The sequence below is a fragment of the Pseudomonas sp. NMS19W genome, assembly GCF_051554255.1.
Classification (GTDB): domain Bacteria; phylum Pseudomonadota; class Gammaproteobacteria; order Pseudomonadales; family Pseudomonadaceae; genus Aquipseudomonas; species Aquipseudomonas kribbensis.
This window is the reverse complement of the sequence record NZ_CP136718.1, coordinates 5,666,727-5,690,315: the sequence shown is the minus strand read 5'-3', so window position 1 is coordinate 5,690,315 and position 23,589 is coordinate 5,666,727. Positions and strand designations below refer to the sequence as shown.

Here is a 23,589-nt window from a genome sequence, read left to right as displayed (position 1 = left end):
AGGACGGGATCAAAGATGAATCACAGCCAGATCGAGGCGACCGTAATCTCCTTCACCGTGTTCGCTGCGGGGTGGAACGTGGTGGGTTTTCATGATCTGGTCGCCCTGCAGAGTTTCCAGATGAATGTCGAAACCCCATAACCGGTGCAGATGCTTGAGTACCTCGTCGGTGGAGTCGCCCAGCGGTTTGCGGTCATGCTGCTGGTGACGCAGGGTCAGAGAACGGTCACCGCGCCGGTCGATGCTGTAGATCTGCACGTTCGGTTCACGGTTGCCCAGGTTGTATTGCGCAGCAAGCGTTTCGCGAATGATCCGGTAGCCGCCCTCGTCATGGATGGCGGGCACCAGCAGGTCGTCCTTCTGGTCGTCATCGAGGATGCTGAACAGCTTCAGGTCGCGGATCACCTTCGGCGACAGGTACTGCAGGATGAAGCTCTCATCCTTGAAGCTGCTCATGGCGAACTTGATGGTCGACAGCCAGTCGGTGCCGGCGATTTCCGGGAACCAGCGGCGGTCTTCCTCCGTAGGTTCTTCACACATCCGCCGAATGTCGCGGTACATGGCAAAACCCAGGGCATAGGGGTTGATACCGTTGTAGTAGGGGCTGTCGAATCCCGGCTGGAATACCACGCTGGTATGGGACGTCAGGAACTCCATCATGAATCCGTCGGTGACCAGTCCTTCGTCGTAAAGGTCGTTCATCAGCGTGTAGTGCCAGAAAGTCGCCCAGCCTTCGTTCATCACCTGGGTCTGACGCTGTGGATAGAAGTACTGGGCGATCTTGCGCACAATGCGCACGATTTCCCGTTGCCACGGTTCCAGCAGCGGCGCGTGTTTCTCGATGAAGTACAGGATGTTTTCCTGGGGTTCGGCCGGGAACCGTGCATTGTCCTTGTCGCTGAACTTGTCCGCGCCTTTGGGAATGGTGCGCCACAGGTCGTTGATCTGCTTCTGCAGGTGCTCTTCGCGATCCTTCTGCCGGCGCCGTTCTTCCTCGGCGGAAATCGGGTAGGGGCGCTTGTAGCGGTCGACGCCGTAATTCATCAGCGCATGGCAGGAGTCGAGCAGGTCCTCCACTGCGTCGATGCCATGGCGCTCCTCGCACTGCATGATGTACTGCTTGGCGAACACCAGGTAGTCGATGATCGAACTGGCGTCGGTCCAGGTGCGGAACAGGTAATTGCCCTTGAAGAAGCTGTTGTGGCCGTAGCAGGCGTGGGCCACGACCAGTGCCTGCATGCAGATGGTGTTCTCTTCCATCAGGTAGGCGATGCACGGGTCGGAGTTGATCACGATCTCGTAGGCCAGCCCCATCTGCCCGCGGCTGTAGGATTTCTCGGTGCTGAGGAAGTGTTTGCCGTAGGACCAGTGGTGATAGCCCAGCGGCATGCCGACCGAAGCATAGGCATCCATCATCTGTTCGGCGGTGATCACTTCGATCTGGTTGGGGTAAGTATCCAGGGCGTAGCCGGCCGCGATCCGGGCGATTTCGCGGTCGTAGGCCTGGATCAGCTCGAATGTCCATTCGGAGCCGGTGGAAATCGGTTGGCGCTTCTGCTCTTTGGCGGTCATGTCACTAACCTGCGCTGGAAGAGTTCACGGAAGACCGGATAGATATCTCCGGCCGAGACCAGCTGCTGCTGGGCAAAAGTGTCGGAAAAGGCTTCGGCGATGCGTTCGTATTCGTACCACAGGGCCTGATGTTCGCGCGGGGTGATCTCTACGTAAGTGTAGTACTGCACGAACGGCATGATCTGGTTGATCAGGATATCGCGGCAGATCGGCGAATCGTCGTTCCAGTTGTCGCCGTCGGAAGCCTGGGCCGCGTAGATGTTCCATTCGTTGCTCGGGTAGCGCTCGGCCATGATCTCCTGCATCAGTTTCAGGGCGCTGGAGACGATGGTGCCGCCGGTTTCGCGGGAATAGAAAAACTCTTCTTCGTCCACTTCCCGGGCGCTGGTGTGGTGGCGAATGAACACGACGTCGATCTTGTCGTAGTTCCGCTTCAGGAACAGGTACAGCAGGATGAAAAAACGTTTGGCGATGTCCTTGGTCGCCTGGGTCATTGAGCCGGAAACGTCCATCAGGCAGAACATCACGGCTTTGGAGCTGGGGTTCGGCTGTTTGATCAGCAGGTTGTACTTGAGATCGAAGGTGTCGAGGAAGGGCACGCGATGAATGCGTGCGCTGAGCTTCTCTATTTCTGCTTCCAGGTCCTGAATATCGCCGAAATTATCCGGTTCTTCGCGTTTCAGGCGTGCCAGCTCTTCCTTGGCCTCGCGCAGCTTGGCGCGGCTGCTGCCGGACAGCGCGATTCGCCGGGCATGGGCCGAGCGCAGGGTGCGGATGATGTTGATCCGGGACGGGTTGCCCTCGTTGCTGATCCCGGCGCGAACTGTCTTGAAGGTATCGGTACCGGTCAGGTTGCGTTTGACCAGGTTCGGCAGTTCGAGGTCCTCGAACATGAACTCGAGGAATTCTTCCTGAGTGATCTGGAAGACGAATTCGTCCATGCCTTCGCCGGAGTTGCCGGCCTTGCCCGGTCCGCGGCCTCCGCCACCTCCCGGTGGGCGGGCGATGTGTTCGCCGGCGGTGAATTCCTTGTTGCCGGGATGAACCACCGTCTGCTTGCCGCCGCGACCATGGTGAAGCACCGGTTCGTCGATGTCGCGACCGGGAATGCTGATCTGCTCGCCGTGCTCCATGTCGGTGATGGAGCGCCGGCTGACCGCCTCTTCGACAGCCTTCTTGATGTGGTCACGGTAACGCCGCAGGAAGCGCTGACGGTTCACCGTGCTCTTGTTCTTGCCATTGAGACGTCGGTCGATCACATAGCTCATAGGAAGCCCTCCGGGCAGCTTCAAGTAGTGAGCTGCGAGCCGCAAGTGCAGGCATATGCCCTGGCATCAGGCTCATGCGCTTTTTACTTGCAGCTCGAAGCTTGTAGCTTGCAGCTGCTTTACTGCGATTTCCGGACCCGCAGATACCACTCGGAGAGCAGTCGTACCTGTTTGTCGGTGTAGCCGCGTTCGACCATTCGTGTAACGAAGTCGTTGTGTTTCTGTTGATCCTCTTTGCTGGCCTTGGCATTGAAGCTGATGACCGGCAGCAGGTCCTCGGTGTTCGAGAACATTTTCTTCTCGATGACCACCCGCAGTTTTTCGTAGCTGAGCCAGGTCGGGTTCTTGCCGTTGTTATTGGCCCGGGCGCGCAACACGAAGTTGACGATTTCGTTGCGGAAATCCTTCGGATTGCTGATGCCGGCCGGTTTCTCGATTTTTTCCAGTTCCTCGTTGAGGGCGACGCGGTTGAGGATCTCGCCGGTTTCCGGATCGCGGTATTCCTGATCCTGAATCCAGAAGTCCGCGTACAGCACGTAGCGGTCGAAAATGTTCTGGCCATACTCGCTGTAGGACTCGAGGTAGGCGGTCTGGATCTCCTTGCCGATGAATTCGATATAACGCGGCGCCAGGTACTCTTTCAGGTAACGCAGATAGCGTTCGCGGGTCTCGGCCTGGAACTGTTCCTGCTCGATCTGCTGTTCCAGCACGTAGAGCAGGTGCACCGGGTTGGCCGCGATCTCGTGCGGGTCGAAGTTGAAGACCTTGGACAGGATCTTGAACGCGAACCGGGTCGACAGACCGTTCATGCCCTCGTCGACACCTGCAGCGTCGCGGTATTCCTGGATCGACTTGGCCTTCGGATCGGTGTCCTTGAGGTTTTCGCCGTCATACACGCGCATCTTGGAATAGATGTTGGAGTTTTCCGGCTCCTTCAGGCGTGACAGGACTGTGAACTGCGCCAGCATCTTCAGGGTGTCCGGCGCGCAATGGGCCTTGGCCAGGGAGCTGTTGAACAGCAGCTTGTCGTAGATCTTCACTTCGTCGCTGACCCGCAGGCAGTACGGCACTTTGACGATGTAGATCCGGTCGATGAAGGCTTCGTTGTTCTTGTTGTTACGGAAGGTGTGCCATTCCGATTCGTTGGAGTGGGCCAGCAGGATCCCGGTGAACGGAATCGCTCCCAGACCTTCGGTACTGTTGTAGTTGCCTTCCTGAGTGGCGGTCAGCAAAGGGTGCAGCACCTTGATCGGTGCCTTGAACATTTCGACGAATTCCATCAGGCCCTGGTTGGCCCGGCACAGCGCACCGGAATAGCTGTAGGCATCGGCGTCGTTCTGCGGGAATTCCTCCAGCTTGCGGATATCGACCTTGCCCACCAGCGCGGAGATGTCCTGGTTGTTCTCGTCGCCCGGTTCGGTCTTGGCTACGGCGATCTGGTTGAGGATCGACGGATAGAGCTTGACCACGCGGAACTGGCTGATGTCGCCACCGAATTCGGCCAGGCGCTTGGTGGCCCATGGCGACATGATGGTGTTCAGGTAGCGCCGGGGAATGCCGAAGTCTTCTTCGAGGATCGCGCCATCTTCGGTGGCGTTGAACAGACCCAGTGGAGATTCGAATACCGGTGAGCCCTTGATGGCATAGAAGGGCACTTTTTCCATGAGCTGTTTCAGCTTCTCGGCCAGGGACGATTTACCGCCACCGACGGGACCGAGCAGGTAGAGGATCTGTTTCTTCTCCTCGAGGCCCTGGGCGGCATGGCGGAAATACGACACGATCTGGTCGATGCATTCTTCCATCCCGTGGAAGTCTTCAAAGGCCGGATAGCGGCGGATCACCTTGTTGGAAAAGATTCGCGACAGCCTCGAATTGGTCGAGGTGTCGAGCAGCTCCGGTTCGCCGATAGCCATTAACAGACGCTCGGCGGACGAAACGTAGGCGCTGCGATCCTTTTTGCACAGTTCCAGGTATTCCTGCAGCGAGAATTCTTCCTGGCGTGTGGACTCGAAGCGTTGTTGGAAGTGGCTAAAGATACTCATGACGTCACCTCGCTCGATACGTGGAGCCGACGCCGGATCACTCAGTCGATGCTGGCAAGCAGCTGTTTTGGCAGCTGTTGTTTACCCCCAGAACCCCTCCGCGATCGACAACCGCGAAAGTCACTCCCGATGACCCGTGCGCCGGTGTACCGGCTCTCCCCTGTTTTGGATGGCCTGGGCTTAAGGATAGTTGGGAATTCGGGAGGTAAAGGCGAGATACGTAATTAGTTGTGGCAGACCGTTCGTCTGCCACTGCGCGAGCCCACGGGAGCCGGGGCTTGCACGTGACAAAAAAATTATTCGGAGGTGCCTTGCGCGGTTTCCGAAGGAAAAGTCGTACGCCACAGCTCGAAGCCGCCGTCCATGCTGTAGACGTCGGAAAAGCCCTGGCTGACAAGATATGCCGCGGCACCCTGGCTCGAATTGCCGTGGTAGCAGACCACGACGGTTGGGGCGTCGAGGTCGGCGCCCTGGATGAAGGCATGCAGGGAATGATTGTCCAGATGCTTCGAGCCGCTGATGTGCAGCGCCGCGAATGTGGCAGGGTCACGGACGTCGACCACCACGGCACCTTGCTCGCGCAGGGCCTGGGCCTGTTCCGGGGGGATTCGTTTGAATTCGCTCATGGCGGGTTCCTGTGGCTCGGCTGAAAACCCAGTCTAACGCGGGGCGCTGACTGGCGAGGATTCGGTGATCAATGGTGCGACGGGAGGCAGGACACCGCCGTGTTCGTCGCATTTGCACGACAGCCGTTCAAAACTGTCGACGTTCATCAGGGTCAGGCTGCCGCCCCACACGCATCCGGTGTCGAGGGCCGAAATGCCGGGCTCGTGGACATCGCCCTCAAGCGCCGCCCAGTGGCCGAAAATGATCCGCAGGCCACGGGTCTTGCGTTCCTTGTGCTGGAACCACGGTTTGTAGCCCGGTGGCGCCGTGTCCAGACCTTCCTTGCTCTTGAGGTCGAGCTTGCCTTCGGCGGTGCAGAAGCGCATGCGCGTGAAGTAGTTGGTGATGACCCGCAGGCGGGCTACGCCTTTGAGTTCGCTGTCCCACTTCGCCGGTTCGTTGCCGTACATGCCGTCGAGGAAGGCCGGGAGCAGATTGTCGTCGCGCAGGGCGGTCTCGACTTCTTCGGCGTACTTCAGGGCCTTGCGCAGCGACCATTGCGGCGGGATGCCCGCGTGGGTCATGGCGACTTCACGTTGCTCGTCGTAGTGCATCAGTTTCTGCTGACGCAGCCACTCCATCAGTTCGGCGCAGTCCGGTGCTTCGAGAATCTCGCGCAGGGTGTCGGACTTCTTCATCCGCTCGATGTTTTTCGCCGCCGCCAGCAGGTGCAGATCGTGATTGCCGAGGACGCAGACCAGCGACTCACGCATGCCATAGAGAAAGCGCAGGGTTTCCAGCGATTGCGGGCCACGGTTGACCAGGTCGCCTACCAGCCACAACCGGTCCACTGCCGGGTTGAACGCGACTTGCCTGAGCAGGCACTTGAGCGGTTCGAGGCAGCCTTGCAGGTCGCCGACGGCATACGTCGCCATTAGTGCAGGGCTCCGGGAACGGCGAGGCGGAAGGGTTTGATAATCGCATCGAAATGCTTGCCGTCACTGGCGACCATTTCATAGCTGCCCTGCATGGTGCCGACCTTGGTGGTCATGACCGTGCCGCTGCTGTAGGTGTGGCTTTGTCCTGCATCGATCAGGGGCTGCTGGCCGACCACGCCGGCACCGCGCACTTCTTCGACATGCCCGTCGCCATCGGTGATCACCCAATGCCGGGACATCAGCCGGGCGGGTTGCTCGCCATTATTCTGCACAGTGATGGTGTAGGCGAAGGCGAAGCGGTCGTGCTCGGGTTGCGATTGGTCTGCCAGGTAGTGAGTAACGACACTGACATCGACCTGATAACGAGGATCAGACATGCAAAGGGCCTTAAGGACAAAGCGGGACGCGGGGGGTAGCCGATGAGTTGAGTCTAGGCAAGTATCGGGCAGGAGACCAGAGCGGCGTCCTGCCCGAGTGCGATGCTTGCCTGTCAGTCGGCTGCAGGTGTTTTCGCGGGCTGTTCGGCAAGCTTGTCGGCCAGACGCACGAATGCGGCCAGATCAAGCTGCTCGGGACGCAGGCTGCCATCGACGCCGGCGGCCTCGATTTCAGCGTTGCTCAGCAATTGCTTGAGGGTGTTGCGCAGGGTCTTGCGGCGCTGGTTGAAGGCTTCGCGCACCACGCGCTCCAGCAGGCGGTGATCCTTGGCCGGGTGCGGCAGTACCGCGTGCGGCACAAGACGCACGATGGCCGAGTCGACCTTCGGCGGCGGGTTGAAAGCCCCCGGGCCGACGTTGAACAGATGTTCGACCCGGCAGTGGTACTGAACCATGATCGACAGACGGCCCCAGTCGCCGCCACCCGGGCCGGCGGCCAGGCGCTCCACGACTTCCTTCTGCAACATGAAGTGCATGTCGCGAATGATGCCTGCATTGTTCAGCAGGTGGAAAATCAGCGGCGTGGAGATGTTGTACGGCAGGTTGCCGACCACGCGCAGGCTGTTCGGCGCAGCGTTCAGGGTGTTGAAGTCGAACTTCAGCGCATCGCCCTGATGCAGGTTGAAATTGCTCTTTCCGGCGAACTGCTGGTTGAGGATCGGGATCAGGTCCTTGTCCAGTTCCACCACGTCCAGCTGTGCGCCGGAATTGAGGATGCCGGCAGTCAGCGCGCCCTGGCCCGGGCCGATTTCCAGCATCCGGTCACCGGACTTGGCACTGATGGAGCGCAGGATGCGGTCGATGACGCCAGCATCGTGAAGGAAGTTCTGGCCAAAGCGTTTGCGCGCCTTGTGTTGGTATTGCTCGGTCATAAACGGGTCTCGGCCATCTGGTAGGCGGTTTCCAGGGCGACCTGCAGGCTGCCGGTGTCGATCTTGCCGCTGCCGGCCAGATCCAGGGCGGTGCCATGGTCGACGGAGGTGCGGATGATCGGCAGGCCCAGGGTCACGTTGACCGCTGCGCCGAAGCCTTTGTACTTGAGCACGGGCAGGCCCTGGTCGTGGTACATCGCCAGCACTGCGTCGCAGTGCTCCAGATATTTGGGGGTAAACAGAGTGTCGGCAGGCAGCGGGCCACGAAGGTCCATGCCCTCGCCGCGCAGGCGCTCCAGGGTGGGTTCGATGATGTCGATTTCTTCATGGCCCAGGTGTCCGCCTTCACCGGCGTGCGGGTTGAGCCCGCAGACCAGGATGCGCGGTTGGGCAATGCCGAATTTGTCTTGCAGGTCGGCGTGCAGGATCCGCGTGACCCGCTCCAGTCGCTCCGGCGTGATCGCATCGGCGATATCGCGCAGGGGCAGGTGAGTGGTGACCAGCGCCACGCGCAAACCGCGGGTGGCGAGCATCATCACCACCTGGGCGGTGTGGGTCAGGTCGGCGAGGAATTCGGTGTGGCCGGAAAAGGCGATGCCGGATTCATTGATCACGCCCTTGTGCACCGGGGCGGTGATCATCCCGGCGAAGTCGCCGTTCAGGCAGCCATTGCCGGCGCGGGTCAGGGTTTCGAGGACGAATGCGGCGTTGGCCTTGTCCAGCTGCCCGGCGACCACGGGGGCGCTGAGCGGGGTGTCCCAGACGTAAAGGCTGTTGGCGGGTGCCGGAACGTCCGGCCAGTGATCGGGCGAAACGGGCAGCAGGCTGACGGCCAGCCCCAGCTGCGCGGCCCGCTCTTGGAGCAGGTCACGGCTGGTGATGGCAATCAGGGGGTGTGGCTGGGCTTGCGAGGCGAGCAGCAGGCACAGGTCAGGACCGATGCCGGCTGGTTCGCCGGGTGTCAGCGCGAAACGCTTGGGTTTCACTGCGCTGCCTGGTCTGCACCAGGGAGTTTGATCTCTACGTACGCTTCGTCACGGATCTGACGCAGCCAGGTCTGCAGCTCTTCGTCGTACTTGCGGTTACGCAGTACGGTCATCGCTTGCTGTTCACGGGCCTGCTCGGTGCTGTCAGTGGCGCGACGGCCAAGGACTTCCAGAACGTGCCAGCCGTACTGAGTCTGGAATGGCTTGGACAGCTGACCCTGCGGGGACTTGGCCATCACGGCGCGGAATTCCGGTACCAGTGCGTTCGGGTCGATCCAGTTCAGGTCGCCGCCGTTGAGGGCAGAACCCGGGTCTTCCGAGTATTTCTTCGCCAGTTCGGCGAAGTCTTCGCCGGCTTCGATGCGGTTATACAGCGACTGGACGAGTTCCTTGGTCTTGGCTTCGTCACGAACCGGACTTGGCTTGACCAGAATGTGGCGCACATGCACTTCGTCACGCATCTGGCTTTCGCCGCCGCGTTTTTCCAGCAGCTTCAGGATGATGAAACCACCTGGAGTGCGTGCCGGTTGAGTGATGTCGCCCGGCGACATGGCGCTCAGTTCACGATCGAACGGCGGTGGCAATTGAGCGGCTTTACGCCAGCCCATGTCGCCGCCTTCCAGGGCGTTGTCGCTGCCGGATTTGGCTACGGCCAGTTGACCGAAGTCAGCGCCTTGCTTGAGTTGCTGGTAAACCTCCATCGCCTGGCGTGCAGCGCTCTGAATCGCTTCAGAGTTGGCGCTTTCCGGGGTAGGAATCAGGATGTTGGCCAGGTGCAGCTCTTCGGACAGCTGCATCTTGCCCAGGTCGGAGGCGAGGAAGTTCTTCACTTCCTGTTCCGATACCTGAATGCGTTCTGCAACACGACGCTGGCGCACACGGCTGATGATCATTTCGCGGCGGATCTGCTCGCGGGCGTCCTCATAGGACAGGCCGTCGCGGGACAGGGCGGCGCGGAACTGGTCGACAGTCATGTTGTTGCGCTGGGCGATGGTGCCGACAGCCTGGTTCAGCTCTTCATCGGTGATGCGGATGCCGGAACGTTCGCCGATCTGCAGTTGCAGGTTTTCGACGATCAGGCGCTCGAGCACCTGTTGATCCAGCACACCCGGAGGCGGCAAGCCGCCGCCACGCTTGGCAATGGTTTGCTGAACCTCGTGGACGCGTTGATCCAGCTGGCTCTGCATGACCACGTCGTTGTCGACGATGGCCACAACCTTATCGATGGACTGTACTGCGGCGTTTGCCGCAGTACCCAGGAACAGCGCGCCCAGCATCAGCGGGCGCAGACAATCAGAAAGCTTGGTCTTCACGTTGACGATAACCTTGGATGCCTTTGTCGAGGAAGCTCTCTACCTTGGCGCCAGTCAGGCCGCCGAGTCCCTTCAGAACAATTTGGAGGAAGACGCCGTGGTCGCCTTTTTCGTTTTGCGGAGCTTCCTGACTGAATTCGTCGTAGGAAACCCAGTAACGGTTGATCAGGCGAAGTTTCCAGCAGCAGTTGTCGTATTCGAAACCACCGAAGGCTTCCAGCGTACGGTTGCGGTTGTAGTCGTACTGCCAGCGGCTGATCGCGTTCCACTGTGGAACGATCGGCCAGATGACCGAGAAGTCATGCTGCTGGATCTTGTAGTAGTCCTTCACGTAGCCAGGCTGGCCCGGCGTGCCGTAGTCACCGCCACCCACCGACCACTTACCGGTGTTCTGGTCGAACCGGACCTGATCGTTACGATAGCGATAACCGACGTTGACCACCTTGTTCGGGTTGTCTTCAGGCTGGTAGTGGAACATCGCGCTGCCGGAACGGGGGCTGCGGCTGTCCGGGTCCCAGTTGTAATCGGCTGTGGTGCGCCAGTCGCGGTTCCAGCGGTATTCGTATTCCAGCGCATAAGGCGAAACGTTGGCTTTCGCGTCGTCACGGTCCTTGAATGCAATGCCTGGCAGTTGAACTTCGCGGTCCTTGAAGTACAAGGCTTGGCCGACGCTGATGCGTTGACGCTCGAAACCATCGTCTTCGATCCAGCGGCTGGTCACGCCCAACGACAGTTTGTTCTCGTCACCGACACGGTCGGAGCCGGAGAAGCGGTTGTCGCGGAACAGCGATGCGTAGTTGAAGGTGTATTCACTGGTATCGAATACCGGAATGTCTTCCTGGTCTACCTTCGGCACATAGAGGTAGAACATGCGCGGCTCCAGCGTCTGGCGGTAGTTCTTGCCAAAGTAGGAGGTGTTGCGGTCGAAATACAGACCACCGTCGATGCTGGCGATCGGTACGCCGCGGCTCTGGTTGCTGTCGAAGGTGCCGTTGAGTTTGTCCTGTTCGGCAGTCTGCGCAGCAATCTGCGATTTACCGGTACCGTCCAGATCCAGTTGGTACTGGGTGTATTGGTACTTGAGCGATGGCTTGAGGAAGCCATAGGTCCAGTTCATCGGCAGGCTGACACCAGGTTTCAGGTTCAGACGGTCGCCATTGGCACGAGCCAGCCCCTGAATGTTGGTGTCAAGACGTGGTGTAACACTGCCATCTTCGTTAGTGAAATCGCCATTTTTCAGATCACGATCAAACCGCACGATCTCGGTCTCGTAATCGAAGTTCAGGCCTTCCGGATGATACGGCAGCTGACCATTGAAGGTGATCTGCGGCAGACGGTCGTACGGTGTGATGTTCGAAACGGTCGCCAGTTGGTAAGCCTGGGCATTCAAACGTGCCGTGTAGCTGTCGCCACGGTAGGTCACCGAACCCTGCTGGTTGACATAGTCGGCACTCTTCACGCCGATCTGATCGGTAGTCAGATCCTGGAAGTAGTACGGATCGCTGATCTTGGTGTAGTCAACCTGGGTGAACACGCGGGAGTCGAGACCACCCTTGTGCTGCCAGTTGTACATGTAGCGATTTTTTTCGTAATCGCTCTGCTTGCTGCGATCGGTGTCTTCGTCGTTGAGGAACGCGGCGCCGAACTGACCTTCGCTGGACTTGGTCAGGTAACGGAACTCGCCTTCCATCAACAGGCCGCGCTTGCTCATATAACGCGGGTACAACGTGGCATCGTAGTTCGGTGCCAGGTTGAAGTAGTACGGGGTGACCAGCATGAAGCCGGTGTCGCTGCCGGTGCCGATGGTCGGCGGCAGGAAACCCGACTGACGGCGGTCGTCGATTGGGAAATAGATGTACGGGGTGTACAGGATCGGAATGTCCTTGACCCGCAGTGTCACGTTGGTCGCGGTACCGAAGCCGGTGGCAGGGTTCAGGGTGATGTTGTTGCCCTTGAGCTGCCAGGCGTTGCTGTTCGGTTCGCACGTGGTGTACGTGCCGTCCTTCAGGCGGATGATCGCGTTTTCGGCGCGCTTGGCGTACAGCGCGTTACCGCGGATGCGCGATTTGTGCATCACGTATTCGGCGTTGTCGACTTTCGCTTCACCGGTGTCGAGTTGCACATCGGCGTGGTCGCCGACGATCAGCGCGCCGTTGTCGCGGATGCGCACGTCGCCCTTGAGTTCGGCGCGGCTCTCGGCCTGGTAGAGGCTCGCTTCCTGGGATTCGACTTGCATGCTGCCCTGACGCAGAACCACGTCACCGGCCAGCGTGCCGACCTGATCTTCGGTGTTGTAGCGCGACGCTTTCGCACCGATGAAGGTCGGGGCGTCACTTTTATTCGTCTTGTCATTCATGCCAGGACGAATCGGTTCGATATAGGAACCAGAGCAGTAAGGACCTGTCTCGGCCAGTTGGGCGGCGGTGAGCTTCTCGCGCGGAACCCAGTCGAGGTGACTGTAGTCTTCGCTACGGGATTTCAGGCCACGGCCCTTGGCTTCGGTGACCAGCATGGGTTTTGGCCCGGAGTCCGAAACCGTACCGTTCTCGGCCGGAGCCTGGCCGGTAGCGCTGACAGCGCTGCCGTCATGCACCGGACGCGGCGGCAATGCCGCCGTCGGCGTCTTCGGCGAACAGGCCCAGCCGCCCGTAGCCGAGACCGCGCAGTCATACTGCTCGGCGGCGACAACGAATGAACTGGCCAGAGGTTGCATAGCCAGCAGACTGCCGGTTACCAACAACGGAAATTTTTTACGAAACGCGGGGGATTTCAATGCCATCTTATTAGTCCGGGCTTCCTGCGTGCCATCTGCCCGCGGTGTGGGCCGCACGCCTCTCGATGGTCTGAAAAAGATGCTGGATAATAAAGCATGACCCGCTTGACGGCTAGCGCCGTCGGAGACCCTTGCAATGCCTGACCAAGATGTACGCTTGCAACACCTGAAAGTTTGGCTCGATGAACAGTTGGCGACCCTTTTTGCCGAACAGGGCTGGGGTGCCGTACCCCCGGCCACGTTGACTGCGGCCAGCAGCGACGCGAGTTTCCGCCGTTATTTCCGTTGGGAAGGCGCCGGTCGCAGTTTCGTCGTGATGGACGCACCGCCCCCCAGGAAAACTGCAAACCGTTCGTGGATATCGCCTTTTTGCTGGCGAAATCCGGTATCAACGTGCCGAAAATTTATGCAGAAGACCTCGATCGCGGATTTCTTTTGCTCAATGACCTGGGCAACAAGACCTATCTCGACGTGATCAATGGCGAAAATGCCGACGCATTGTTCAGCGATGCCTTGCAGGCGCTGTTGGCTTTTCAGCAATTGCCGATGGTGGCACCGCTGCCGAGCTACGACGTTGCGCTGCTGCGCCGTGAGCTGGAACTGTTCCCCGAGTGGTACGTGAAGCGCGAGCTGGGCATCGAATTCGACGCGACCCAACAGCAACAATGGCAGCAGGTCAGCGATCTGCTGATCGACAGCGCGCTGGCCCAGCCCAAAGTGCTGGTGCACCGCGACTACATGCCGCGCAACCTGATGCTCAGCGAACCGAACCCCGGCGTGCTGGATTTCCAGGACGCGGTGTACGGCCCGGTGACCTACGACGTGACCTGCCTGTTCAAGGATGCCTTCCTCAGCTGGACTGAAGAACGTGTGCGTGGCTGGCTCGAAAGCTACTGGCAGCAGGCGACGGCACTCAACATTCCGGTACAGCCGGACTTCGAAGACTTCCTGCGCGCCAGCGACCTTATGGGTGTGCAGCGTCACTTGAAGGTCATCGGAATCTTCGCCCGCATCTGTCACCGCGATGGCAAGCCTCGATACCTGGCCGACGTGCCGCGTTTCTTCGCTTATATAGAAGCGGTGATCGCACGCCGTCCCGAGCTCGCAGAACTACAGGCGCTGCTGGTCAGCCTGCGTGGCGGAGCGACTGCATGAAGGCAATGATTCTGGCGGCGGGAAAAGGCGAGCGCATGCGCCCGCTGACCCTGACCACCCCAAAACCGCTGGTGCGTGCCGCTGGCGTGCCATTGATCGATTACCACCTGCGCGCCCTGGCGGCGGCGGGTTTCAGCGAGATCGTGATCAACCATGCCTGGCTCGGCCAGCAGATCGAAGATTACCTGGGTGACGGCTCGCAATTCGGCCTGAGCATCCGTTATTCGCCCGAAGGCGAGCCACTGGAAACCGGTGGTGGGATCTTCCGCGCCTTGCCGCTGCTCGGTGACGAAGCGTTCCTGGTGGTCAACGGCGATATCTGGACCGATTACGACTTCAGCGTCCTGCACCAGCCGATCAGCGGACTGGCGCATCTGGTGCTGGCGGACAACCCGGCCCATCACCCGACCGGTGACTTCAGTCTGGTCGGTGATCAGGTACAGGACGGCCAACCGGGCTCGCCGACCCTGACCTACAGCGGCATCGCCGTGCTGCATCCGCAGTTGTTCGCCGGCTGCACGGACGGCGCCTTCAAACTGGCACCGTTGCTGCGCAAGGCCATGGCGGACGGGCAGGTCAGCGGTGAGCGACTGAAAGGTCAGTGGGTCGATGTCGGTACGCATGAGCGTCTGGCTGAGGCCGAAACCTTGATAGAAGCGAGTCGCTGATATGTTGTGGCCAGGGACTCTGATTGGAGCCGGAGCGGGTTTTGCTATCGCCAGCATTCCGGGGGCCATGCTTGGGGCTTTGTTGGGGCAGGCGCTGGATCGGCGCCTGCATTTGCAGAGCTGGGGACATTTGCGGGAAAAACTCGGCGGCCAGCCGATGTTGCGCAACGACGAGTTGTTGTTCGTCCTGCTCGGGCGTCTGGCCAAGAGCGACGGGCGGGTCACCGACGGGCATATCCAGCAGGCGCGTCAGGAGATGCGCGCGCTGGACATGAGCGAGCCGGCGCAGCGCCGGGCCATTGCCGCGTTCAATCGCGGCAAGTCCGGCGGGGATCGTCTGCGCGGTTATCTGCGGCGCCTCAGCGCTCAACCCCATGCTGCCGAAGGGGTATTGCGAGCCTGCTGGCGGATGGTCTGGGCCGACGGTCGGGCCGGCAGCAGCGAGCGCGAACTGCTGGCGCAGTGGGGCAAGTGGCTGGGCTGGACGACTCACCAGATTCAGGCGCTGGCGGCGGATTACGAGCCGCACAAGCGCCCGATCGTCAGCGCCGCGGTGAGTTATCAGGACGCGATGCGCCTGCTCGGCGTGTCGGCGACCAGCGAACCGGCACAGATTAAACGCGCCTATCGACGCCTGCTCAGTCGTCATCATCCGGACAAGGTGGCCGGGACGGGGGCGACGGCGGCCCAGGTGCTCGAGGCGACTGAAAAGACCCGCGAATTGCACAATGCCTACACATTGATTCGCGAGCGGCGGGATTTCCGCTAGACGAAAAAAAGATCGCAGCTCTGGCTGCGATCTTTTTTTGTGTGGCCGGTCAGTCCGGGTTTTGCGGATTCAACCAGCCGCGCACCCGGCGGAACAATTGCTCCTGCTCGGCCTTGTTGTCGGGCAGCGCCTTAAGTGCGACCTGGCTGAACGACGACGTCTTCAAGCGCTTGCTGGCCTGCAATCGTTCCAGCGCGGCGTTGCGATCCAGCGGCTTGTCCATATAGAAGATATCGGCCGTCGGCAGTTTCAACAGTGGCGTCAGCTCTGCCAGTTCAGGCTTGGCCTTGGGCGGCACTTGCGCGGCGACCATCAGCAGTTTTTCCACTTGCGCGGTCTGCTTTTCGTTGAGGAAACGCGCGGCCCAATAGGCGCCGGTGCCGTGACCCAGCACCACGATGCTGTGCGCGCCTTGCTGTTCGGCGTAGGAAATCGCCGCGTCGATGCGGGCGAAGATTCGCTCGGCGTCGGCCTTGGATTGTTCTTCAGTGGTCTCGGCAACGACTTTGTCAGCCACATCGGCTTCACCGCCGGCGGCTTGCTCGATCGGTTGGGCGGTGGTCGAATCCTTGCTGCCGGCATCGGCGGTTTTCGGTGCTGCGGGTGCTTCGACCACGCGCGGAGCGATGGCATCGCTTTGCAGGTCGGGCAGGGTGATACTCAGGCTGTTCCACTCGACGTCCGGCAATTTACGCCGCAGCGGGCCGATCGCCTGGGGCCAGTCAGCGGTTTCGCCGGCACCGGGGATGAGGATCACCACGCCTTTTGGGTCGGCGGTGTTGGCCGGTTTCCACAGGGCGAGGAAGGTGTCGCTGCCGGCCTGCAACTGTTGTTGTTCCTGGGCCGGGACTTTGCGTTCGAGTGCCGAGGCCTCTTCCTGACTACGCTCAAGCAGTGGCTGGCGTTCGACCGGTTTTTCTTCGGCGGGTTTTTCCGCGGCAGGGGCGGGTGCCGGATCGGCGGCTTCGACGGAAAAGGCACAAGGCAGGATCAGCGACAGGCACAATGCTGGCATTGCCAGGCGAGAGACAGGGGGCATCGGTTATTCCAGGCCAGAAAGTATCCCGGCAGCCTAATGGGTTGGTCAGAATTTGTCAGTGTATGGGATTTCAATGATGCGTTTTTGCTGCCTGTGGGTTATCGGCTGTCTGGCGTTTCCCTTGATGGGCTGGGCCGCGCCTGCGCCGCCGAGTCATGCTGCGCAGCTGTCGGCGAGCCAGCATCAGTGGTTGGCCGAACACAATGAGTTGCGTGTCGGTCTGATTCTGCAGGCGCCGTACGCGCAATACGACCGGCGTTTACAGCGGCTGTCCGGGGCCAATGTCGAGTTGATGAAGTGGATGGCCAAGGCCCTCGACATCGAACTCAGCTGGCGCAACTTCCCCGATCTGGAACAACTGGAAGCCGCCGCACGGGACGGCGAGATCGATATCGCCCCGGGCCTGACCCAGACACCCGGCTCACTGCGTCTCTGGCAGTTCTCCGATCCCTATATGCGCGTGCCGCAACTGGTGGTCAGCGATCAGAAAGTCAGCAGTTCGGTCGAACTGGAAAAGCTCGACAGCCAGGCCCGGGTGGCCGTGCGCATGCCCAGCGTCACCGCCGATTACCTGCGCGGCAACTATCCCCATCTGAATCTGCAAGGCGTGCCGCTGGAGCGTCAGGCCTTGCAGTTGCTGTTGAGTCAGCAAGCGTCTTACGCGGTGGTGGACGAAGCGCAATTGGGGCGGCTGTCGACCGAGCCGGAGTTTGCCGGACTGGTGGTGGTTGGCGATATCGGTCTGCCGCAACTGCTGCGAGTCGCCACCCGTCGCGACTGGCCGGAACTGGCCGGGATCGTCGAAAGCGCCTTGCGGGCGATCCCGGCGAAAGATCTGGAACGCCTGCACACGCAATGGCTACAACCCAAATACCCACGGCTTTCGGAATCGCCAGGGTTCTGGCAGAACCTGAGCCTGTTGTTCGCCGTGTTGTTGCTCAGTTGTGCGGCAATTGTTTTTTGGCAGCGGCGTCAGCAACGCAGTCTCGAACAACGCCTGCTGGCCGCCCGGGAAGACATCGCCCTGCGCGCCGCCAGCGAAGAAGCCCTGCGCCTGACCCAGTTTTCCATCGACCAGAGCACCGTCGGCATTCTCTGGGTCAACTGGGACAGCCATGTGCGTTACGCCAACCGCGCGGCGGAACACATGCTCGGTTATCCACAGGGCGCACTGATAGAGCGACCGCTGATCGACTTCGAACCCGGCCTGCACATGGATCGCTGGCTCAATTTATGGAAACGTGCCCGGGCCAGCGAGGAAGGGCCGCTCAGTTTCGAGACGAACTGCGTGCGGGCCGATGGCAGTGTTTTGCCGGCGGATGTGTCGCTGAGTTTTCTGCGCTTTCGCGACAGCGAGTATCTGGTGGTCTACCTCACCGACGTGACCGAACGCCGTCGGGCCCTGGCCGCGTTGCAGGAAAGCGAGGCGCGCCTGCAAGGCATCGCGGCCAACGTGCCGGGGCTGGTGTTCCGCCTGGAGCGGGCACCGGTGACCGGGCAGATCGACTTTGCCTACATCAGCGAGGGCAGCGAGAGTCTGGTGGGCTACGCACCGGCTGCCATCGCCCATCGCGACATGGGTTTGCGCAGCCTGGTGCATCCGGACGACAAGGCCGGTTATCACCAGACTCAGGATCATGCGCTGGACACCGACAGCGACTGGTCGTGGCAGGGGCGGATCCTGACGCGCCAGGGCGAACAGCGTTGGGCCGAGATCAAGGCCATCACCCGGCAACTGGAGGACGGCGCCTACGTCTGGGACGGCATCGTCTGGGACATCACCGAAAGCAAACGCATCGAACTGGAACTGGCGGCATCGCGCGAACAACTGCGCGAACTGTCGGCGCACCTCGAAAGCGTACGGGAAGAAGAGAAGGCGCGCATCGCCCGCGAAGTTCACGATGAACTGGGGCAGATGTTGACGGTACTGAAACTGGAGACCTCGATGTGCGAACTGGCCTACGCGCAACTCGATCCCGGGCTTAACGAACGTCTGAACAGCATGAAGCGCCTGATCGCCCAGTTGTTCCAGTTGGTGCGCGACGTCGCGACGGCGTTGCGCCCGCCGATCCTCGATGCCGGGATTGCCTCGGCGATCGAATGGCAGGCCCGGCGCTTCGAGGCGCGCACGCAGATTCCGTGTCTGGTGCAGGTGCCGGACAATCTGCCACCGCTGAGCGACGCCAAGGCCATCGGCCTGTTCCGCATCCTCCAGGAGGCGCTGACCAACGTCATGCGCCACGCCCGGGCGCATACTGTGGAACTGACGCTGGCGCTGGAAGGCACCGATTTGTGTCTGACCGTCAGCGATGATGGCGTAGGATTTGTCGCCGCTGCGGGCAGGCCGACATCCTTTGGACTGGTGGGCATGCGCGAGCGGGTGTTGATCATGGGCGGGCAGTTGTCACTCGACAGCGCGCCGGGCGAAGGCACCACACTGAGCGTGCGGGTGCCACTGGATGAGGAGAAGTAAGTGATCCGTGTACTGGTAGCCGAAGACCACACCATCGTTCGCGAAGGCATCAAGCAATTGATCGGCCTGGCCAAGGATCTGCAAGTGGTGGGGGAGGCGAGCAATGGCGAGCAGTTGCTCGAAACCCTGCGCAGCGTGCCGTGCGAGGTGGTGCTGCTGGATATTTCCATGCCCGGGGTCAACGGGCTGGAAGCGATTCCGCGCATCCGCGCACTGAACAATCCGCCGGCGATTCTGGTGCTGTCTATGCACGACGAAGCGCAGATGGCCGCCCGGGCGCTGAAGGTCGGCGCCGCCGGGTATGCGACCAAGGACAGCGATCCGGCGCTGCTGCTGACGGCGATCCGCAAGGTCGCGGCGGGTGGACGCTACATCGATCCGGAACTGGCCGACCGCATGGTCTTCGAAGTCGGCCTGACCGATACGCGGCCGCTGCATTCGTTATTGTCCGAACGCGAGTTCTCGGTGTTCGAACGCCTGGCCCAGGGCGCCAACGTCAACGACATCGCCCAGCAACTGGCCCTGAGCAGCAAGACCATCAGCACCCACAAGGCGCGGCTGATGCAGAAACTCAACATCACCTCACTTGCCGAACTGGTGAAGTACGCGATGGAACACAAGCTCCTCTGACCCGGCTACAAAACATGAGAGTGTGCACATATCTGTTCGCGACGGCCGCTTTTGCCGTTACTTGCGGCTCGCAGCTTGCCACTCACCACTGCTTTGTCTATTAGCGCCATCCTTGTAGGGCAATCCCTACCCCCGGCCTTCCATCCGGCTGAGGCGATTCTCTCCTGCGCCCCGATTTGCGTGACTGCAGGCAGCCACTAGGCTTAATCCCACAGCAGTCATCAATAACAAAGGTGTGGGTATGAGCCAGGTCGAATCAAACGCAGGGGCCAGCGATGTGCTGGTCAGCTTTCGTGGAGTGCAGAAGAGCTACGACGGCGAGAACCTGATCGTCAAAGACCTCAACCTGGACATCCGCAAGGGCGAGTTCCTGACCCTGCTCGGGCCGTCCGGCTCCGGCAAGACCACCAGCCTGATGATGCTCGCCGGTTTCGAAACGCCGACCGCCGGGGAAATCCTCCTGGCCGGGCGCGCGATCAACAATGTGCCGCCGCACAAGCGCGACATCGGCATGGTGTTCCAGAACTACGCGCTGTTCCCGCATATGACCGTGGCTGAGAACCTGGCGTTTCCACTGACCGTGCGTGGCCTGAACAAGAGCGACGTCAGCGACAAGGTCAAGAAAGTCCTGAGCATGGTCCAGCTCGATGCCTTCGCTTCGCGCTACCCGGCGCAACTGTCCGGCGGCCAGCAACAGCGTGTGGCACTGGCCCGCGCGCTGGTGTTCGAGCCGCAACTGGTGCTGATGGACGAACCCCTCGGCGCCCTCGACAAACAGCTGCGCGAACACATGCAGATGGAGATCAAACACCTGCACCAGCGCCTCGGCGTGACCGTGGTCTACGTGACCCACGACCAGGGCGAAGCCCTGACCATGTCCGACCGTGTCGCTGTATTCCATCAGGGCGAGATCCAGCAGATCGCTCCGCCGCGCACCCTCTACGAAGAACCGAAAAACACCTTCGTCGCCAACTTCATCGGCGAGAACAACCGCCTCAACGGTCGCCTGCTCAGCCAGAACGGCGAGCGCTGTGTGGTCGAGCTGGGACGTGGTGAAAAGGTCGAGGCGCTGGCGGTCAACATCGGCCAGACCGGCGAACCGGTCACCCTGTCGATCCGTCCGGAGCGCGTCAGTCTCAACGGTTCGAGCGACCAATGCGTCAACCGCTTCTCCGGGCGGGTGGCCGAATTCATCTATCTGGGCGACCACGTCCGGGTGCGCCTGGAAGTCTGCGGCAAGACCGACTTCTTCGTGAAACAACCGATTGCCGAGCTCGATCCAGCGCTCGCGGTCGGCGACGTGGTTCCGCTTGGCTGGCAGGTCGAGCACGTTCGCGCGCTCGACCCACTAGGGGACGCCCTCACCTAGTTTCCACACCGCGCCGGGTCTGCTGTTGTGCAGGGCAAGGCGCGAGAAGCGTGGTTTGGTCATTCCAAATAAGCTTCGAGCAACGCAGCCCTGCACAACAGCAGGCCCGGCCCTTCGGGTTGTGCCTTAAAGCGGGCCATGCTGCGTTGCAGGCCTTGGAAAGGGAACACCATTCCCTTCGGCCTGCGCCTTGCCTGGCCCGCTTTAAGGCGACAACGCGGTGAGGAAACTAAGTGAGGGCGTCCCCATGAGGCGCACTGAAACGCCCCGCAATACCAACACCAACCCTGCACGTGGAGAGAACAATAAATGTTGAGATCCCTGAAGTTCACAGCCCTGACCCTGGGCCTGATGGGTGCGGCAAGCGCAATGGCCGCCGGCCCGGATCTGACCGTGGTGTCGTTTGGCGGGGCGAACAAGGCGGCGCAAGTCAAAGCCTTCTACGCACCGTGGGAAGCGGCGGGCAACGGCAAGATCGTCGCCGGTGAGTACAACGGTGAGATGGCCAAGGTCAAAGCCATGGTCGATACCAAGAGCGTGTCCTGGGATCTGGTGGAGGTTGAATCGCCGGAACTGTCCCGTGGCTGCGACGAAGACATGTTCGAGCAGCTCGATCCTGCGCTGTTCGGCAAGACCGAAGACTACGTCAAAGGCGCGATCCAGCCGTGCGGCGTGGGCTTCTTCGTATGGTCGACCGTACTGGCCTACAACGCCGACAAGCTGAAAACCGCACCGACCAGCTGGGCGGATTTCTGGGACACCAAGAAATTCCCGGGCAAGCGTGGCCTGCGCAAAGGCGCCAAGTACACCCTCGAATTCGCGTTGATGGCCGACGGCGTTGCGCCGAAAGACGTCTACAAGGAACTGGCCAGCAAGAACGGCCAGGACCGTGCGTTCAAGAAACTGGATGAGCTGAAACCGAACATCCAGTGGTGGGAAGCCGGCGCCCAGCCGCCGCAGTACCTCGCCTCCGGTGACGTGGTCATGAGCTCGGCCTACAACGGTCGCATCGCTGCCGTGCAGAAAGAATCCAACCTGAAAGTGGTGTGGAACGGCGGCATCTACGACTTCGACGCCTGGGCCATCCCGAAAGGCCTGGACAAGGCGCGTGCCGAAGCGGCGAAGAAATTCATCGCGTTCTCGGTGCAGCCGCAGCAGCAGAAGACCTACTCGGAAAACATCGCCTACGGTCCGGCCAACTCCCAGGCCGTGCCTTTGCTGGACAAGGCGATCCTGAAAGACATGCCGACCACCCCGGAAAACATCGCCAACCAGGTGCAGATCGACGTCAGCTTCTGGGCTGACAACGGTGAGCAACTGGAGCAGCGTTTCAACGCCTGGGCTGCGAAGTAAGGTGTGATGCATACGCGGCGTCACCCCAAGGGTGGCGCCGTCATTCAAAAGTTTTCCGGAGTACGTCATGGCTATCGCCGTTCCCCTGAACGAGGGCAACAGCCCCACCTTGAAGCAGCGGCTCAAGCACGCCGAGCGGGTCAACCGCTGGAAGGCCCAGGCGCTGATCGCGCCACTGGTGCTGTTTCTGTTGCTGGTGTTCCTGGTGCCGATCGTGGCGCTGCTCTACAAAAGCGTTGGCAACCCGGAAGTGGTGGGCGGCATGCCTCGCACCGTGGCAGCCATTGCCAGTTGGGACGGTCGCGGACTGCCCGCTGAACCGGTCTACAAGGCCGCCGGCGAAGACCTCGCCGAAGCGCGCAAAAACCAGACCCTGGGCGATCTGTCCAAGCGCTTGAACATGGAGTTGGCTGGCTATCGCAGCTTGTTGACCAAAACTGCCCGTTCGCTGCCCTTCGCCAGCGAGCCGGCCTCTTATAAAGAAGCGCTGGAAGGTCTCGACGAGCGTTGGGGCGATCCGGCGTATTGGCAGGCCGTGAAGCGCAACGTCAGCAGCATCACCCCATTCTATCTGCTGGCGGCGGTGGACCATCGTATCGACGACCTCGGCGAACTGGCCCCGGCCACCCCGGATCAGGCGATCTACCTCGACATCTTCGCCCGGACCTTCTGGATGGGCCTGATCATCACCGTGATCTGCCTGGTGCTGGCCTATCCGCTGGCGTACTTGCTGGCCAATCTGCCGTCGCGTCAAAGCAACCTGCTGATGATTCTGGTGCTGCTGCCGTTCTGGACTTCGATCCTGGTGCGAGTCGCGGCGTGGATCGTGTTGCTGCAATCCGGCGGCTTGATCAACAGCGCGCTGATGGCGATGGGCATCATCGATAAGCCGCTGGAGCTGGTGTTCAACCGCACCGGGGTCTACATCTCGATGGTGCACATCCTGCTGCCGTTCATGATCCTGCCGATCTACAGCGTGATGAAAGGCATCTCGCCGACCTACATGCGCGCCGCGATTTCCCTGGGTTGCCATCCGTTCGCCAGTTTCTGGCGGGTGTACTTCCCGCAGACCTATGCCGGTGTCGGCGCCGGCTGCCTGTTGGTGTTCATCCTTGCCATCGGCTACTACATCACCCCGGCGCTGCTGGGCAGCCCGAACGATCAGATGGTCAGCTACTTCGTCGCGTTCTACACCAACACCAGCATCAACTGGGGCATGGCCACCGCGCTCGGCGGGCTGTTGCTGCTGGCGACCGTGGTGCTTTATCTGATCTACAGCTGGCTGGTGGGCGCCAGTCGCCTGCGCCTGAGCTAAGGGGAATTTGA

18 protein-coding genes and 1 pseudogene are annotated in these 23,589 nt (G+C 60.9%); 8 read left to right on the top strand and 11 right to left on the bottom strand.

What is annotated here, in order from left to right; genetic code table 11:
• Nucleotides 1-9 precede the first annotated feature (9 nt).
• From R1A29_RS26155 to R1A29_RS26110, 10 genes are all read right to left on the bottom strand, one after another.
• Complete coding sequence (locus R1A29_RS26155) at nt 10-1,572, bottom strand: SpoVR family protein (RefSeq protein WP_438299955.1); 1,563 nt, start codon at nt 1,570-1,572, stop codon at nt 10-12.
• Nucleotides 1,569-2,840, bottom strand: a complete 1,272-nt coding sequence (locus R1A29_RS26150) for a YeaH/YhbH family protein (protein ID WP_169432164.1) — start codon at nt 2,838-2,840, stop codon at nt 1,569-1,571. Before R1A29_RS26150 ends, R1A29_RS26155 begins: the two co-directional genes overlap by 4 nt.
• Nucleotides 2,841-2,959: 119 nt before the next feature.
• On the bottom strand, nt 2,960-4,882 hold the full coding sequence (locus tag R1A29_RS26145; protein ID WP_438299954.1) for a PrkA family serine protein kinase: 1,923 nt from the start codon (nt 4,880-4,882) through the stop codon (nt 2,960-2,962).
• Between the two features lie 296 nt (nt 4,883-5,178).
• Entirely contained in the window at nt 5,179-5,508 is a 330-nt protein-coding gene (gene glpE, locus R1A29_RS26140) for a thiosulfate sulfurtransferase GlpE (RefSeq protein WP_007959911.1), read from the bottom strand.
• 33 nt (nt 5,509-5,541) lie between these two features.
• Nucleotides 5,542-6,423 (bottom strand): symmetrical bis(5'-nucleosyl)-tetraphosphatase, encoded by an 882-nt coding sequence (locus R1A29_RS26135; RefSeq protein ID WP_438299953.1) that lies wholly within the window; start codon nt 6,421-6,423, stop codon nt 5,542-5,544.
• A complete protein-coding gene (gene apaG, locus R1A29_RS26130) occupies nt 6,423-6,803 on the bottom strand; it encodes a Co2+/Mg2+ efflux protein ApaG (RefSeq protein WP_085709218.1) in 381 nt (126 codons plus the stop codon). The genes R1A29_RS26135 and apaG overlap by 1 nt, the downstream gene beginning before the upstream one ends.
• 113 nt (nt 6,804-6,916) lie before the next feature.
• The gene (gene rsmA / locus R1A29_RS26125) at nt 6,917-7,735 is read right to left on the bottom strand and encodes a 16S rRNA (adenine(1518)-N(6)/adenine(1519)-N(6))-dimethyltransferase RsmA (RefSeq protein ID WP_085709219.1); all 819 of its coding nucleotides are present in this window, start codon (nt 7,733-7,735) and stop codon (nt 6,917-6,919) included.
• Nucleotides 7,732-8,721, bottom strand: coding sequence for a 4-hydroxythreonine-4-phosphate dehydrogenase PdxA (gene pdxA, locus R1A29_RS26120; protein WP_438299952.1), 990 nt, complete (start codon nt 8,719-8,721; stop codon nt 7,732-7,734). Before pdxA ends, rsmA begins: the two co-directional genes overlap by 4 nt.
• Nucleotides 8,718-10,034, bottom strand: coding sequence for a peptidylprolyl isomerase SurA (gene surA, locus R1A29_RS26115; RefSeq protein ID WP_438299951.1), 1,317 nt, complete (start codon nt 10,032-10,034; stop codon nt 8,718-8,720). The genes pdxA and surA overlap by 4 nt, the downstream gene beginning before the upstream one ends.
• Nucleotides 10,015-12,813: an LPS-assembly protein LptD gene (locus tag R1A29_RS26110; protein ID WP_438299950.1), complete on the bottom strand. Its 2,799-nt coding sequence runs from the start codon at nt 12,811-12,813 to the stop codon at nt 10,015-10,017. Before R1A29_RS26110 ends, surA begins: the two co-directional genes overlap by 20 nt.
• A 130-nt stretch (nt 12,814-12,943) precedes the next feature.
• On the opposite strand from R1A29_RS26110, the pseudogene R1A29_RS26105 reads away from it, so the two are divergent.
• The 3 genes and pseudogenes from R1A29_RS26105 (at nt 12,944) to R1A29_RS26095 (ending at nt 15,399) form a co-directional block, all read left to right on the top strand.
• Nucleotides 12,944-13,962, top strand: a pseudogene (locus tag R1A29_RS26105) (aminoglycoside phosphotransferase family protein).
• Nucleotides 13,959-14,630 (top strand): N-acetylmuramate alpha-1-phosphate uridylyltransferase MurU, encoded by a 672-nt coding sequence (murU, locus tag R1A29_RS26100; RefSeq protein ID WP_438299949.1) that lies wholly within the window; start codon nt 13,959-13,961, stop codon nt 14,628-14,630. The pseudogene R1A29_RS26105 and the gene murU overlap by 4 nt, the downstream one beginning before the upstream one ends.
• A 1-nt stretch (nt 14,631) precedes the next feature.
• Nucleotides 14,632-15,399, top strand: a complete 768-nt coding sequence (locus R1A29_RS26095) for a TerB family tellurite resistance protein (RefSeq protein ID WP_438299948.1) — start codon at nt 14,632-14,634, stop codon at nt 15,397-15,399.
• Nucleotides 15,400-15,448: 49 nt separating this feature from the next.
• Here R1A29_RS26095 and R1A29_RS26090 read toward each other — a convergent pair whose 3' ends face one another.
• Nucleotides 15,449-16,438: an alpha/beta hydrolase family protein gene (locus R1A29_RS26090; protein ID WP_438299947.1), complete on the bottom strand. Its 990-nt coding sequence runs from the start codon at nt 16,436-16,438 to the stop codon at nt 15,449-15,451.
• A 73-nt stretch (nt 16,439-16,511) separates the two neighbouring features.
• Between R1A29_RS26090 and R1A29_RS26085 the strand changes: the two genes are divergently transcribed.
• The 5 genes from R1A29_RS26085 to R1A29_RS26065 all read left to right on the top strand — a co-directional run bounded on the left by R1A29_RS26085 (nt 16,512) and on the right by R1A29_RS26065 (nt 23,578).
• Nucleotides 16,512-18,911, top strand: a complete 2,400-nt coding sequence (locus R1A29_RS26085; RefSeq protein ID WP_438299946.1) for a PAS domain-containing sensor histidine kinase — start codon at nt 16,512-16,514, stop codon at nt 18,909-18,911.
• The gene (locus tag R1A29_RS26080) at nt 18,912-19,541 is read left to right on the top strand and encodes a response regulator (protein ID WP_003228820.1); all 630 of its coding nucleotides are present in this window, start codon (nt 18,912-18,914) and stop codon (nt 19,539-19,541) included.
• A gap of 241 nt (nt 19,542-19,782) precedes the next feature.
• On the top strand, nt 19,783-20,910 hold the full coding sequence (locus tag R1A29_RS26075) for an ABC transporter ATP-binding protein (protein ID WP_108563389.1): 1,128 nt from the start codon (nt 19,783-19,785) through the stop codon (nt 20,908-20,910).
• A gap of 309 nt (nt 20,911-21,219) precedes the next feature.
• Complete coding sequence (locus tag R1A29_RS26070) at nt 21,220-22,263, top strand: ABC transporter substrate-binding protein (RefSeq protein WP_085709228.1); 1,044 nt, start codon at nt 21,220-21,222, stop codon at nt 22,261-22,263.
• 67 nt (nt 22,264-22,330) lie between these two features.
• The gene (locus R1A29_RS26065; RefSeq protein WP_438299945.1) at nt 22,331-23,578 is read left to right on the top strand and encodes an ABC transporter permease; all 1,248 of its coding nucleotides are present in this window, start codon (nt 22,331-22,333) and stop codon (nt 23,576-23,578) included.
• The last annotated feature ends 11 nt before the right edge of the window (nt 23,579-23,589 follow it).